We start from the raw sequence: 12,373 nt of genomic DNA, 5'->3' as shown, positions 1-12,373 counted from the left end.
ACGCGTGACGCCGCGCGGGTCACACCCTGTCGTCGTCCTCCGGCAGGTCGCCGTCGTCCTCCGGCAGGTCGCCGTCGTCCTCCACCACGTGTACCGCCGCCTCCTCCGCACCGGCCGCGCCACCGTCGATGCCGATGTCCGTCGCGACGGTCTCCTTCGTCGTGTCGGGGTGGGCGCCCTCGTCCGGGGCGACCAGGCGGCCCGCACGGACCGTGCCCGCCTCCGGGTCGACCGGTTCGCCGTCGCCGTCGGGGCTGTCGCCCACGCCGTCCCCGGCGGGCTCGGGGGACACGTCGGGGACCTCCTGGGAGAGGCGCTCGTCGAGGGTCTCCCCCTCGTGCTGCTCGGCGGCGGTGGTGCCGCGCTTGGTGACGCCGAGCGGCTTCTCCGGCGGGGAGTAGCCCTCGTCGAGGGTGTCGTCGTAGGTCCGTTCGTCGACGGCGTCCTGGAGGTCCAGCGGCGCGGCGTCCTCCTGCTCCTCGTTGCTCCCGGTGGGCTGGTACGCGTCGTCCGCCATCGGTTCGGGGCGCATCGGTTCCGTGCCCATCACTTCTGCCTCCCTGTCGCGCTGCGTCGACTCGTTCGTCTCATGTGCCCGTTCCGCGTTTCCCGTTACGCGGGCTCTAACCCCGGGCCAGGTCACCCGTCCACTTCTCCTCGATGCGCGCGAGCCTCCACCCCAGCAGCGCCACCACCCAGGTCGCGACGAACAGCGCGACGACGACGTAGCCGAGGACGTTGAGGTCGAGGCCGGAGATCCAGTCCCAGAAGGGGCCGTGCAGGCCGAGCCCGTCCACGAGCAGACCGAGGAGTTCGACGGTCCCGATGAGCAGGGCCACGGCGACGGACAGGCCGGTGATCGTGAGGTTGTAGTAGACCTTGCGGACCGGCTTGGAGAAGGCCCATCCGTAGGCGAAGTTCATGAAACCGCGGTTGTTCAGCTGCTCCTCCAGGGCGGCCTCGTCGTAGCGGCCCGAGCGCATGCCGCGGAACACCTTCCAGATGCCGGCGAGGATGACGAGGTTGACGGCCGCGATGAGGTAGAGGAACGCCCCGGAGACGGTCGTACCGATCAGGCCCGTGACGTCGTGCAGCGCGGAGCCGTCGTCGCGGACCGGCCCCGCCAGGGTCTTCACACCGAGGGTGAGCAGGAAGGCGAGGACGAAGACGACGCTGGAGTGGCCGAGGGAGAACCAGAAGCCGACCGACAGCGGCCGCTGTCCCCCGCACATCAGCTTGCGGGTGGTGTTGTCGATGGCGGCGATGTGGTCGGCGTCGAAGGTGTGCCGCATGCCGAGCGTGTACGCGGTGACGCCGATGCCAACGCCGAAGGTCTGGGTGCCGATGGCGCGGTGCTCGGGGGCGACGACCGCGACGAGGGTGACCCAGCCGATCACGTGCAGGGCCACGATGACCGCGGCCATCCCACCGGCCCTGGTCCACTCCTGCCGCGTCATGGAGGTACGGACGCGGTGCCGGGCCGTGCGCTGGGCGGCAGCCGGGGCGGGGAGGGGCGGAGTGGACTCAGGGGCGGCCGTCATCGGGGGGAAGGTCCTTCTGTCGGACGGACGGCTGCGGGCAACAGCCTCGTGCCATCCTCTGGTACCTGCAACCCGTATGCAGTAAAGCCCGCGGCAGGTCTTGTCCATGGAACCGAAAACTCCGCGGGACCGAGGACTCCTCGGAGCCGGGCACCCCGCGGCCGCGGCGGGTCACACCGCGGCGTTCGGTCCGTCCGGCCGGCTGCGGCGCTGCTCGATCAACTCGCGGCTGAGTCCCTCCGTCTCCGATTGGGGAAGCCGCTCGAAGCCGTCCTCGGTGATGACCGACACGACGGGGTAGATGCGGCGGCTGATGTCCGGGCCGCCGGTCGCGGAGTCGTCGTCGGCCGCGTCGTAGAGCGCCTGGAGCGCGGCCAGGGCGGCCTCGCGCCGGGACATGCCGGGGCGGAACAGCTTCTTCAACGCGCCCCGGGCGTACGGCGATCCGGAGCCCTCGGCGTGAAAGCCGAACTTCTCGTAGCGGCCGCCGGCGACGTCGAAGCCGAAGATCCGGCCCTGCCGGCCCTCGGGAGCCGCGGGGTCGTAGCCGGCGAGCAGCGGGACGACGGCGAGGCCCTGCATGGCCTGGCCCAGGTTGCCCCGGATCATCGTGGCCAGCCGGGTCGCCTTCGCGGCGAGGGTCATGGGGACACCCTCGACCTTCTCGAAGTGCGTCAGCTCGACCTGATAGAGCTTCACCAGGTCCAGCGCGAGCCCGACGGACCCGGCGAAGGCCACGGCGGTGTGGTCGTCGGCGGGGTGCACCTTCTCCAGGTCGCGCTGGGCGATCAGGTTGCCCATCGTCGCCCGCCGGTCGCCCGCGATCAGCACGCCGTCGCCGTAGGTGAGGGCCAGCACGGTCGTGCCGTGCGGGGCGCCCTCGGCGCGGACGCCGTCCGGGAGGATCCGGCGGGTGCTCAGCAGTTCGGGGCGGTGGGCCGCCAGGAACTCGGTGAAGGACGAGGAGCCCGGTGTGAAGAACTCCTCCCCCAGCCGGCCCTCGTGGTCGCTCCCCGCCATGGCGTTCCCCCTTCGTCCGTGACCGTCAACCGACTCCTACCTGAACGGGCCTGGCGGGAAACGCGAGTTGGGGCAGGAGTGCCGTGCGGCGTCAGGGGCCGGACCGCCGCGCGGGCGGTGCGACGCGGACATCCAGGTCCGAGATCCGGTGGACGGGCCAGGTGCGGGCGTAGCGGGGAGGGGTGCCGCCGGCCGGTGCGATGTGGGCGACCGGGAGACGGTCCGCGGTGCGCAGGATGTCCGCCGCCGTGGTGTTCTCGTTGTGGCCGGCGGTCGCGCCCGAGGAGCAGCCGGTGTAGTAGCCGATCGGGATGGCCTCGTGGCCGGTGAGCAGGCAGGGCGGGCGGACGCCGAGGCGGTGCAGTTCTCCGGCGGTGCGGTCCCAGTCGCGGCGGCTCTCGGTGTTGCGGGAGACGGCGCCTTCCAGGACGGCGATCTGCACCGCCAGGTGCCCGGCCAGGCCGAGCGCGACCAGCGCCGCGGCCACCGGCCGCCACTTTCCGCCCGGGGTCCTGACCAGGTGCCACAGGGCGTCGGCGACCGGGATCGCGAGCAGCGCGTAGGCCGGCTGGAGGAAGCGGGGTGCCGCGTAGCCGATCATGAACAGGTACGGCAGTGCGGCCGTGGCGGCGCAGGCCAGGGGGATCAGGGTCCGTCCCAGGCGCCGGGCCCGGGCCGCGACGACCAGGCCGAGTCCGGCCAGGACGGGCAGGGCGAACCACCAGACGGTGACCAGGGGGTTGGGCATCGGCACGGTGCACGGCCGGCACAGGGCCCGTCCGCCCAGGCTGCGCAGCTGGTCGTCGACGGCGATCTGCCAGCCCAGTCCGCCCTGGATGCGGGAGGCGTCCGACAGCCGCTGTCCGAGGCCGCCGTGGCCGAGGTAGGCCTCGATCACCCACTCGACGGCGCCGGCCGCGAGGCCTGCGGCGAGCGCGAGGAGGAGTCGCCAGTGGCGGCGGACCAGGGTGAGGACGAGCAGCGGCACGGTCACCCAGACCGCGTCGGTGGGCCGCATCCACGCCATGAGGGCGGCGCCCGCCGCGATGCCCCACAGCGCCGCCCGGGCGGATCGGTCCGCCCGGGCCCGCAGGAAGCAGCCCACGCTGATCAGGGCGCCGATCGCGACCCAGTAGTTGGGCATGGCCTGCGGACCGTAGAAGAGGGTCACCCACAGGGAGGCGAAGAGGGCGCCACCGAGGACCAGGACCCGGGTCGGGAACAGACCCCGCCAGGCGCGCAGGGCCAGGAAGAGGGCGAGGCCGGACAGCAGGGCGAGGTAGACGCGCAGCAGCGGGACGGACGACGACCAGGATGCGACGGGCGCCACGAGCAGGGACACGCCCCGGGAGCGCGGTGCGCTGAAGAAGGCCGCCGGGGTGTGGGAGGTGACCTGGCTGACGTAGACGATCTCGTCCCAGCCGAGGCCGAGGACGGGCCGGACGAGGACGAGTTGCGCGAGGACGAAGACGGCGGCGAGCGCGGCGAGCGGTCTGTCGACGCCTCTCCTGCGGGGGGTCCTCGATGCGGCCGCCTGTTCGCGTCTTCGCATACGAACGAGGATGGCGTTCGCACCGTCGGACATCGTCCACCCCTTACCCCTACGCGCGTAGGGCCGCTGCGACCTCCACGGCCCGCAGGCCGATGATGGAAGTCCGATAATCGGAAAACACGGCCAAACTAACCCGCGGGGTGGGGACATGCAGAGCGGAATACGGCCAAGTGCCTGACGCGATCCGGGGGGTCAGCGGGTGTTCGGGGCGCGGTGCGGGGGCTGGCTCGGGGCCGGACGCCGGGTCGGCGGGGGAACGGGACGGGTGACGGGGACGTCCTCACTCACCGTCACCTCGCTGCCGTGGTGGCGGATCGTCAGGGGCGGACCCGAGCGCAGGGTGTACGTGGCCTGCCCGGCGGTCAGCTCCACCCGCAGGCACCGGCCGAGGAACCCCACCGAGAAGGCCAGCCGGCTGTACCTCTCGGGCAGGCGCGGCGCGAACCGCAGGCCGCCGTCGGCACACCGCATGCCGCCGAACCCGGCGACCAGCGCCATCCATGTGCCGGCCAGCGAGGCGATGTGCAGTCCGTCGCGGGTGTTGTGCTCCAGGTCCCCCAGGTCCATCAGGGCGGCCTCGGCCGTGTAGGCGCAGGCCAGGTCCAGATGGCCGGTCCGGGCGGCCATGACGGCCTGGACACAGGCCGACAGGGAGGAGTCCCGTACGGTCAGCGGCTCGTAGTAGGCGAAGTTGCGGGCGATCTGCTCCTCGTCGAAGTACTCCTCGAAGAAGCTGCCGCAGGTGTACATCGCCAGGACGAGGTCCGCCTGCTTGATGACCTGCTTGCGGTACAGGTCGAAGTACGGGAAGTGGAGCATCAGCGGGTATTGGTCCGGGCCGGTGCGGTCGAAGTCCCAGCGCTGGTAGCGGGTGAAGCCGGCGTGCTGTTCGTGCACGCCCAGCTCCTCGTTGTACGGGACGTGCACGGCCTCGGCGGCGTCCCGCCAGGCGGCCCGCTCCTCCTCGTCGGCGCCGAGCCGGGCCGCCTCGTCGGGGTGGCGTTTGCAGGCGTCGGCGGCGGCCAGCAGGTTCGCCCGGGCCATGAGGTTGGTGTACGTGTTGTCGTCGGCGATCGCGCTGTACTCGTCCGGCCCGGTGACGCCGTCGATGTGGAAGACGCCGCGGTCGTCGTGGTGGCCGAGGGAGCGCCACAGGCGGGCGGTCTCCACCAGCAGCTCCACTCCGGCCTCGCGCTCGAACTCCTCGTCGCCGGTGGCCGCCACGTACCGCACCACGGCGTCCGCGATGTCGGCGCCGACGTGGAAGGCGGCCGTGCCGGCCGGCCAGTACGCGGAGCCTTCCGAGCCCTCGATGGTGCGCCAGGGGAACGCGGCGCCGCGCAGGCCGAGCTGGGCCGCGCGCTCCCGGGCGGCGGGCAGGGTGTCGCGGCGCCAGCGCAGGGCCTCGGCGGCCGCGGCCGGCGCGGTGTAGGTCAGCACCGGCAGCACGAACGCCTCGGTGTCCCAGAAGGCGTGGCCGTCGTAGCCGGAGCCGGTGAGGCCCTTGGCGGGGATGGCGCGCTGTTCGGCGCGCGCGCCGGCTTGGAGGACGTGGAAGAGGGCGAAGCGGACGGCCTGCTGGATCTCCTCGTCGCCGTCGATCTCGACGTCGGCGCGTGCCCAGAAGTCGTCGAGGTAGGCCCGCTGGTCCTTCAGGAGCCCCCACCAGCCGCTGTGCGCGGCCGCCGCCAGCGCCGCCTCGACCTGGTCGCTCATCGCGGGCCGGGAGCGCGCGCCGGACCAGCCGTGCGCGACGAGCTTCTCCACCCGCAGCCGCTCCCCCGGCTCCAGGACGGAGGTGATGGTCAGCCGGGCCACGTCCACGTTGCTCTCGCTGCTGGTCGTGGTCCGTTCCGGGCCGGTGACGAGGTGGTCGGCGGCCACGGCGACCCTGAGGCCGCTGCGCCGGGTGCGGTGGACCAGGCGCAGCCGGCTGCCCGAGGCGAGGTCCTCCTCCGGTTCCAGCGGCGACTTCAGCGCCCGAGCGGCGCGCGGGTCGCCGTCCGGGGCGGGCAGGCTCTCGTTGGCGACCAGTTCCGACTGGACGACCACGCGGGTACGGCTGTCGACGGGCTCCACCTCGTACGCCACGGCGGCGATCGCCCGCTGGGTGAGGGACACCAACCGGGTGGAGCGCACCCGGACTGTCGAGCCCGCCGGGGAGGTCCACTCGCAGACCCGTTCCAGCACGCCGCGCCGCAGGTCCAGGGTCCGCTCATGGGCGACGAGCCGCCCGTAGCGCAGGTCGAACGGCTCGTCGTCGACCAGCAGGCGCAGCACCTTGCCGTTGGTGACGTTGATGGACGTCTGGCCCGACTCGGGATAGCCGTAGCCGGCCTCGGCGTACGGCAGCGGGTGCAGTTCGTGGACGCCGTTGAGGTAGGAGCCGGGCAGGCCGTGCGGTTCGCCCTCGTCGAGGTTGCCGCGCCAGCCGACGTGGCCGTTGGACAGGGCGAACACCGACTCGCTCTGGGCCAGCAGGTCGAGATTGAGCTCCGTCTCGCGCACCGTCCAGGGTTCGACGTTGTACGCCCGCTGTGTGATCACTCCGCGTCCCCCAGTTCGGCGAGGTCCTTCACCACGACGTCGGCGCCGTGCGCGTACAGCGCGTCGGTCTGTCCCACGCGGTCGACACCGACGACGTATCCGAAACGGCCCGCGCGGCCCGCGTCCATGCCGGCCAGGGCGTCCTCGAAGACGGCCGCTTCGGCCGGCTGGACGCCGAGGTCCTCGGCGGCGGCCAGGAACGTGTCGGGGTGCGGTTTGCCGGGCAGCTCGCGCTCGGCGGCGACCACGCCGTCGATCCGTACGTCGAAGAAGTGCTCGGCGCCGATCGAGCGCAGCACGTCACGGCAGTTGGCGCTGGAGGAGACGATCGCGGTGCTCAGGCCATGCGCGCGGACCGCCTCCAGATAACGCAGGGTGCCGTCGTAGGCCTCGACGCCTTCGGTGCGGATCTTCTCGAGGACCAGCTCGTTCTTGCGGTTGCCAAGCCCGTGCACGGTCTGCGCGCCGGGTGGGTCGTCGGGGTCGCCGTCGGGCAGGTCGATGCCGCGGGACGCGAGGAACGTGCGCACGCCGTCGGCGCGTGGCCGGCCGTCGACGTACTCGTCGTAGTCGGACGCGTCGAACGGCCGGAAGTCCGCGCCGTCGCGTTCGCGCAGGAAGGCGTCGAACATCTCCTTCCAGGCGGCCGCGTGCACGACGGCCGTCCTCGTGACGACGCCGTCGAGGTCGAAGAGGCAGGCGTGGATGTCTTCGGGGAGTCCGAGCTGCGTCATACAGGACCGGTTTCCCTCCCGGTGGTGTTCCAGTGAGTGGCGCACGCCACACGCAGGGGGCGCGAGGGGCACGGGGCTCTCGGTGCCCGAGCCCGGACGCGGGTGACAGACTCTCTTCCGTGCCGCTCACCTTCGACGACCTCGTCCGCCGTGCCCGCGCCCTGCCCCGGGGCGGCCGGCGCGCGATCCTCGGCATCACCGGCAGCCCCGGCGCGGGCAAGTCGACGCTCGCGGAGCACCTGGTCCGGGACCTGAACGGATCGGGCGCCCCCTGGGTCGCGCATGTCCCCATGGACGGCTTCCACCTGGCCGACGCCGAACTGGAGCGCCTCGGCCTGCGCGACCGCAAGGGCGCGCCCGACACCTTCGACGCGGCCGGTTACGCGGCCCTGCTGGCGCGCCTGCGCGAGGAGACGCACGCCGGCGACATCGTCTACGCCCCCGCCTTCGAACGGGTTCTGGAACAGCCGCTCGCCGGCGCGATCCCGGTCCCGCCTGCGGCCCGCCTGGTCATCACCGAGGGCAACTACCTCCTCCTGAACACCGGGGCCTGGTCCCGTGTCCGCCCTCTCCTCGACGAGGTGTGGTTCTGCGAACTTCCCGAGCCGGAGCGGATCCGCCGACTGGTCGTCCGGCACGAGCAGTTCGGCAAGACGCACGAGGAGGCTCGGGCCTGGGTGTCCCGCTCGGACCAGCCCAACGCCGAACTGGTCGCGACGACCCGGGGGCGGGCCGACCTGGTGGTGCCGGGGTCGGCGCTGCCGCGCGTGCGGGCGTGAACCATGCGCATGACCCGGCATCGATCACGCGCCTAGGGTGCCCGCATGGGCTTGGACATCACGGTGCTGGCAGTCGACTGGGAGCGGCTCGAAAGGACGCCGTTCGAGGAGCGGTACGCGTTGCTCGAAGACGCCGCGCTGCCCGAGGACGAATGCGACTGGGACGCGGAGCCCGAGCGGGGCTGGGTGTGGCCCGCCGCGTCGGGCGTGCCGTGGTGCGGCCGGTACGAGTTCCATGGCACCACCGGCTCCTACAAGCCGCACTTCTGGGCGGGGCAGGCCTGGGAGGACGTGCGGGAGCATGCCGGGCCTGAACAGCGCGCGCACCTGGACGCGTTCCTGCAAGGCCTGATCCGGGACGACGGCACCGGCACCGAGGACGACACCGTCTCCGGCCTGTTCCCCGCGGACCCCGATCCCTGGCGCCGTCGGCTGCTGCTCGCCTGCCCGCCCGCGACCGTGTCCGCGCTGGCCGGCCGCTGGGCACGAGCCGAGCCCCTGCTGGAGAGCCTGCGCGAGCAGTACGGCGTGCATGCCGCGTGCCCCGGGCGGTGGATCGAGGACTTCGACGAGTTCTCGGGGCTGCTGCGGGAGTGGGGCGTGGTGGTGACGGAGGCCGGCCGGCGCGGGTGGGGGCTGGTCGGTCTGCCGTTGTGACGCGGACTCACGCGGTTCACCTGTGCCCGCAATCCGTTTCCCGGCCGCACCCGCGATGAGGCATGATCGGTCGCATGATCAGGTCCGCCGCCCTGAACGACATCCCCGAGATCCGGGCGATGATCCGCGAACTCGCCGCGTACGAACGAGCCGTTGAGCAGGCCCGGGCCACCGAGGAGCAGCTGCGAGAGGCGCTGTTCGGTGAGCATCCGGCCGCTTACGCGCTGATCGCCGAGGACGACGGGACGGGCGAGGCCGTGGGCTACGCCCTGTGGTTCCCGCGCTTCTCGACCTGGACGGGCACGCGCGGCATGCACCTGGAAGACCTCTACGTACGGCCGCGGGCGCGCGGCGCTGGACACGGAAAGGCCCTCCTCGCCGCCCTCGCCGCGACCTGCCGGAGCAACGGCTATGACCGCTTCGAGTGGTGGGTCCTGGCCTGGAACACACCGACGATCGACTTCTACAAGTCGCTCGGGGTGGAACTCCTGGAGGAGTGGAAGGTGTGCCGGCTCAGTGGTGAGCCCCTCAGGGAACTCGCCGCTCAGGCACCGGACGTCGTGAACCCCGCCTCCGACGTGTAGGAGAGACATCCGTGCGAGCTCCTGTGACCGAGGTGATCGAGGCCCACCGTGTGCTGGCACGCCTCGTCGGCCCGCTCGACGACGAGCAGGTCCGTGCGGCGTCCGCCCTTCCCGGCTGGTCGCGCGGGCATGTCCTGGCCCATCTCGCCGACAACGCCCGGATGTTCGCCCGTCTCGCGGAACACGCCCTGCGGGGAGAGCTCGTGCCCGCTTACGACGGGGGCGTGGACGAGCGCAACGCGATCATTGAGGCCGGCGCGGGCCGCAGTGCCGCCGGTCATCGTGCCGAACTCGCTTCCCGGAACGCCGAGTTGGAGGCGGTCTGGGCGCGTTTCGGCGACGCCGACTGGGGCCGTCCGGTGACGTTCCGCAACGCGGACGTCGCCGCGACGGTCTACGCCCGCTGGCGTGAGGCCTGGATTCACATGGTCGATCTGGACCTCGGCGTCCGGCCGGAGGACTGGCCCGCGGAACTGGCCTGTCACGCCATCGACTTCCTGCTGTGCCGGCTGCCGGCGGGCACGGGCGTACGCGCCGAGGACGTGCTGCGGGAATGGTCCGTCGGTGACCGGACCGGCACGATGGTCACCGGGCGGGTGCGCGACCTGGCCGCCTGGCTGGCCGGCCGGACACCCGCCACGTCGCCGGTGGCGGCGGAGGGGCTGCCCGTGCTCGGGCCCTGGCCGCCGCATCCGCCGCAGGGCCGTAGGTGAACTGCTCTCAGGCGTCCGTTCCGCAGGACAGCGTCAGCTCCGGTTCGGCGTTCGCGTCGCCCGCCGCCTCGCCGATCACCGCCGTGAACGCCTCGGTGCGGACCGTGAGGGCCGTGCCCTCGCTCTCGAACGCCGGTGTGAACTCCTCGTCGCCCGGGCCGTAGCGGACCGCGAAGACGTGCAGGTCCTCGGGTGCGCCGGGGGCCGGTTCCGCCTCCAGGGCGGAGGAGGCGACCAGGTGGCGCCAGCCCTCGTCGGGGTTGCCATAGCCGCGCGGGTCGAGGGCCAGGGCGAACGCCGCCTGTTCCGAGGTGTCGCCGATGTCGTCGACGCAGTCGGGGTGTTCCAGGTTGCCCTCCGGCGTCATGCGGGCCAGGGCCTGCTCGGTGACGTCGGCGAGGACGGCGTCGTACGCCTCCGGGGTGTCGGGGAGGTCGTGCAACGGGCCGCGCTGGTGAGGGAGGTGCACGGGTGGATCAGCCCTTCATGCCTGAGGTGGCCATGATGTGGATCGTCGGGGTCAGGGATCACACGACAGGTGCGGCCCGGCGGGCGCGCAGTGCGACGGTCAGCGTGTGCGGGCCATGTCCACCGACGTAGACGCGGTTCCCGGTCGTGGCATCGGTGCCGCCCACCACGGTGTAGTCCTGCCCCGGGTCGTACCGCAGGACGTCGCTCCGGTCGGGCCCTGCCAGCGGTTCGCCTGACTCCACGTCGGCCTCGATCCGGATCTCGTCGTCACCGACCCGGTAGGTCATCGGCCCGGCCGTCAGGCACCAGCGCCCGTCGCCGATCGGTGCGGCGCCCTCCGGCACGCCACCCGGCCGGAAGGTCAGTTCGAGGGCCCAGGGCGCCCGTGGTCCGCTGATGTCGATCCGCAGGTCAGCACCGTTCTCCCTCAGGTCCACCTCGACGCGGGTCGTGTGGGAGACCTCGTCCCCAGGCCGGTCCGGGAAGGCCATCGCGGCCGAGAAGCGTCCCTCGTCCGCCATCCGGTAGGCGCCGTCCTCCCGTCGCCGGTCCGGCGGGAGCGGCTGGTAGTAGGCGGCCGAGAGGGTTTCGGTGAGCCGGTAGCGGCTGTCGGCGAGCCCTTGCATGTCGGCGGCGCGGAACGGGCCCAGGTCGAAGAAGCCCCGTGAGAGGCGGACCGCGTCGAGGACCGCGTCGCCGGCGAACAGGCGCAGGAAGGTGGGATTGCAGGCGAGGCCCGAGCGGATGCGCCGGTGCTCGGGCACGTCGGAGCCGCCGTAAACCACCGTGTGCGCGGTGGCCGAGGCGCGTACGGCGAGGCCCGCGGTGGTGAGGTACCGGTCGCGCGGCAGCGCCTGTGCGGCCGGTGCCGGCAGGACGCGGCACAGCTCCGGGGTGAGGAGGGTCTCGGCGAGCAGGCCGGGGTCGTCGATGCCGTCGGCGGCCGCCTGCCGCGCCGCCCGGCTGAAGTCGCCCCGGCCGGTGCGGATCGCGAGCAGCCGGTAGTGCGGCAGATAGGGCGCGAGCGGGAACGGGTCGTGCTGGTCCTGCCGTCGCGAGTGGACGGTCTCCACCGTGCCGTCCGGCCTGATGAGGTCCAGGGTCATGGCGAGATTGCGTTCGACCGCGTCCAGCAGGTCGCCGCGGCCGAGCACGTCGGCCAGCAGCAGCAGCGAAGGGTTGGTCACGTGGGCCGCGTAGTTGGCGCTCCGTTCCGAGTACAGGCCCTCCGCGTCGATGTCGACGCCCTCGGCCAGCCACTCCTCGACACGGCGGAGCAGCCGGTCGTCGGGGAACGACCGATGCAGGCGGGTCAGGGCCGCGCACAGCTCCCAGCGGTGGTTGGGAGTGTGCACCCCACCGGTCAGGAGACTTTCGCAGGCGGCGCCGGCGATCTCGGCGAGCGCGGCCGTGACGCCGCGCAGTTCCGGCCCCGCGCCCGCGGCGAGGACGTGCGCGTCGCACACGTCGTTGACGGTGAACGCGGAGTCCGGCGGTGACTGCACGTTGTCGCCGCCGGCGAAGAGGCCGGTGGTGGTCTGCGCGGCCCGGAGGGCGCCGAGGTGGGTCATCGTGGCGGCGACGGCCTGCCCGCTGCCGTGCAGCGCCGAGTCCGGGGAACGGTACGCCGCGACCAGGGTCTTCACCCGGCGCGCCAGGGCGCGGTGGGTCACACCGGCGGGTGCTTCGCCGGGGCGGGCCGCCAGCGGGGCGGCCGACCGGTCGGCGGCGCCGGCCACCGCGCGGACGAACTCGTGGTCGAGCGGGGTGGGCAA

General features: G+C 72.7%; 12 protein-coding genes. 4 read left to right on the top strand and 8 right to left on the bottom strand.

The window, feature by feature from the left end:
• Positions 1-19: 19 nt before the first annotated feature.
• From CP976_RS39595 to CP976_RS39570, 6 genes are all read right to left on the bottom strand, one after another.
• Positions 20-532 carry a DUF5709 domain-containing protein gene (locus tag CP976_RS39595; protein ID WP_150485703.1) on the bottom strand — a complete coding sequence of 171 codons (513 nt, stop codon included), beginning with the start codon at positions 530-532 and terminating at the stop codon, positions 20-22.
• 91 nt (positions 533-623) lie between these two features.
• Positions 624-1,541, bottom strand: a complete 918-nt coding sequence (locus CP976_RS39590) for a HoxN/HupN/NixA family nickel/cobalt transporter (RefSeq protein ID WP_150484676.1) — start codon at positions 1,539-1,541, stop codon at positions 624-626.
• A gap of 171 nt (positions 1,542-1,712) precedes the next feature.
• Positions 1,713-2,561, bottom strand: coding sequence for a proteasome subunit beta (gene prcB / locus CP976_RS39585; protein WP_150484675.1), 849 nt, complete (start codon positions 2,559-2,561; stop codon positions 1,713-1,715).
• Between the two features lie 91 nt (positions 2,562-2,652).
• A complete protein-coding gene (locus CP976_RS39580; RefSeq protein WP_150484674.1) occupies positions 2,653-4,146 on the bottom strand; it encodes a hypothetical protein in 1,494 nt (497 codons plus the stop codon).
• Positions 4,147-4,305: 159 nt separating this feature from the next.
• Positions 4,306-6,660 (bottom strand): glycoside hydrolase family 65 protein, encoded by a 2,355-nt coding sequence (locus tag CP976_RS39575; protein ID WP_150484673.1) that lies wholly within the window; start codon positions 6,658-6,660, stop codon positions 4,306-4,308.
• Positions 6,657-7,394, bottom strand: coding sequence for an HAD family hydrolase (locus CP976_RS39570; protein WP_150484672.1), 738 nt, complete (start codon positions 7,392-7,394; stop codon positions 6,657-6,659). Before CP976_RS39570 ends, CP976_RS39575 begins: the two co-directional genes overlap by 4 nt.
• 119 nt (positions 7,395-7,513) lie before the next feature.
• Between CP976_RS39570 and CP976_RS39565 the strand changes: the two genes are divergently transcribed.
• From CP976_RS39565 to CP976_RS39550, 4 genes are all read left to right on the top strand, one after another.
• A complete protein-coding gene (locus CP976_RS39565; protein WP_150484671.1) occupies positions 7,514-8,173 on the top strand; it encodes a nucleoside/nucleotide kinase family protein in 660 nt (219 codons plus the stop codon).
• 45 nt (positions 8,174-8,218) lie between these two features.
• On the top strand, positions 8,219-8,830 hold the full coding sequence (locus tag CP976_RS39560; protein WP_150484670.1) for a hypothetical protein: 612 nt from the start codon (positions 8,219-8,221) through the stop codon (positions 8,828-8,830).
• Positions 8,831-8,904: 74 nt separating this feature from the next.
• Entirely contained in the window at positions 8,905-9,414 is a 510-nt protein-coding gene (locus CP976_RS39555) for a GNAT family N-acetyltransferase (protein ID WP_150484669.1), read from the top strand.
• 11 nt (positions 9,415-9,425) lie between these two features.
• Positions 9,426-10,127, top strand: coding sequence for a maleylpyruvate isomerase family mycothiol-dependent enzyme (locus CP976_RS39550; protein ID WP_150484668.1), 702 nt, complete (start codon positions 9,426-9,428; stop codon positions 10,125-10,127).
• A 7-nt stretch (positions 10,128-10,134) separates the two neighbouring features.
• On the opposite strand, the gene CP976_RS39545 is transcribed toward CP976_RS39550, so the two are convergent.
• Together CP976_RS39545 and CP976_RS39540 are read right to left on the bottom strand one after the other, a co-directional pair.
• Complete coding sequence (locus tag CP976_RS39545; protein ID WP_373304920.1) at positions 10,135-10,596, bottom strand: hypothetical protein; 462 nt, start codon at positions 10,594-10,596, stop codon at positions 10,135-10,137.
• A 58-nt stretch (positions 10,597-10,654) separates the two neighbouring features.
• Positions 10,655-12,373: a hypothetical protein gene (locus tag CP976_RS39540; RefSeq protein ID WP_150484667.1), complete on the bottom strand. Its 1,719-nt coding sequence runs from the start codon at positions 12,371-12,373 to the stop codon at positions 10,655-10,657.

The sequence above is a fragment of the Streptomyces coeruleorubidus genome (assembly GCF_008705135.1).
Taxonomy (GTDB): domain Bacteria; phylum Actinomycetota; class Actinomycetes; order Streptomycetales; family Streptomycetaceae; genus Streptomyces; species Streptomyces coeruleofuscus.
The sequence above is the reverse complement of the archived record's forward strand: the minus strand, read 5'-3'. Positions and strand labels throughout refer to the sequence as shown.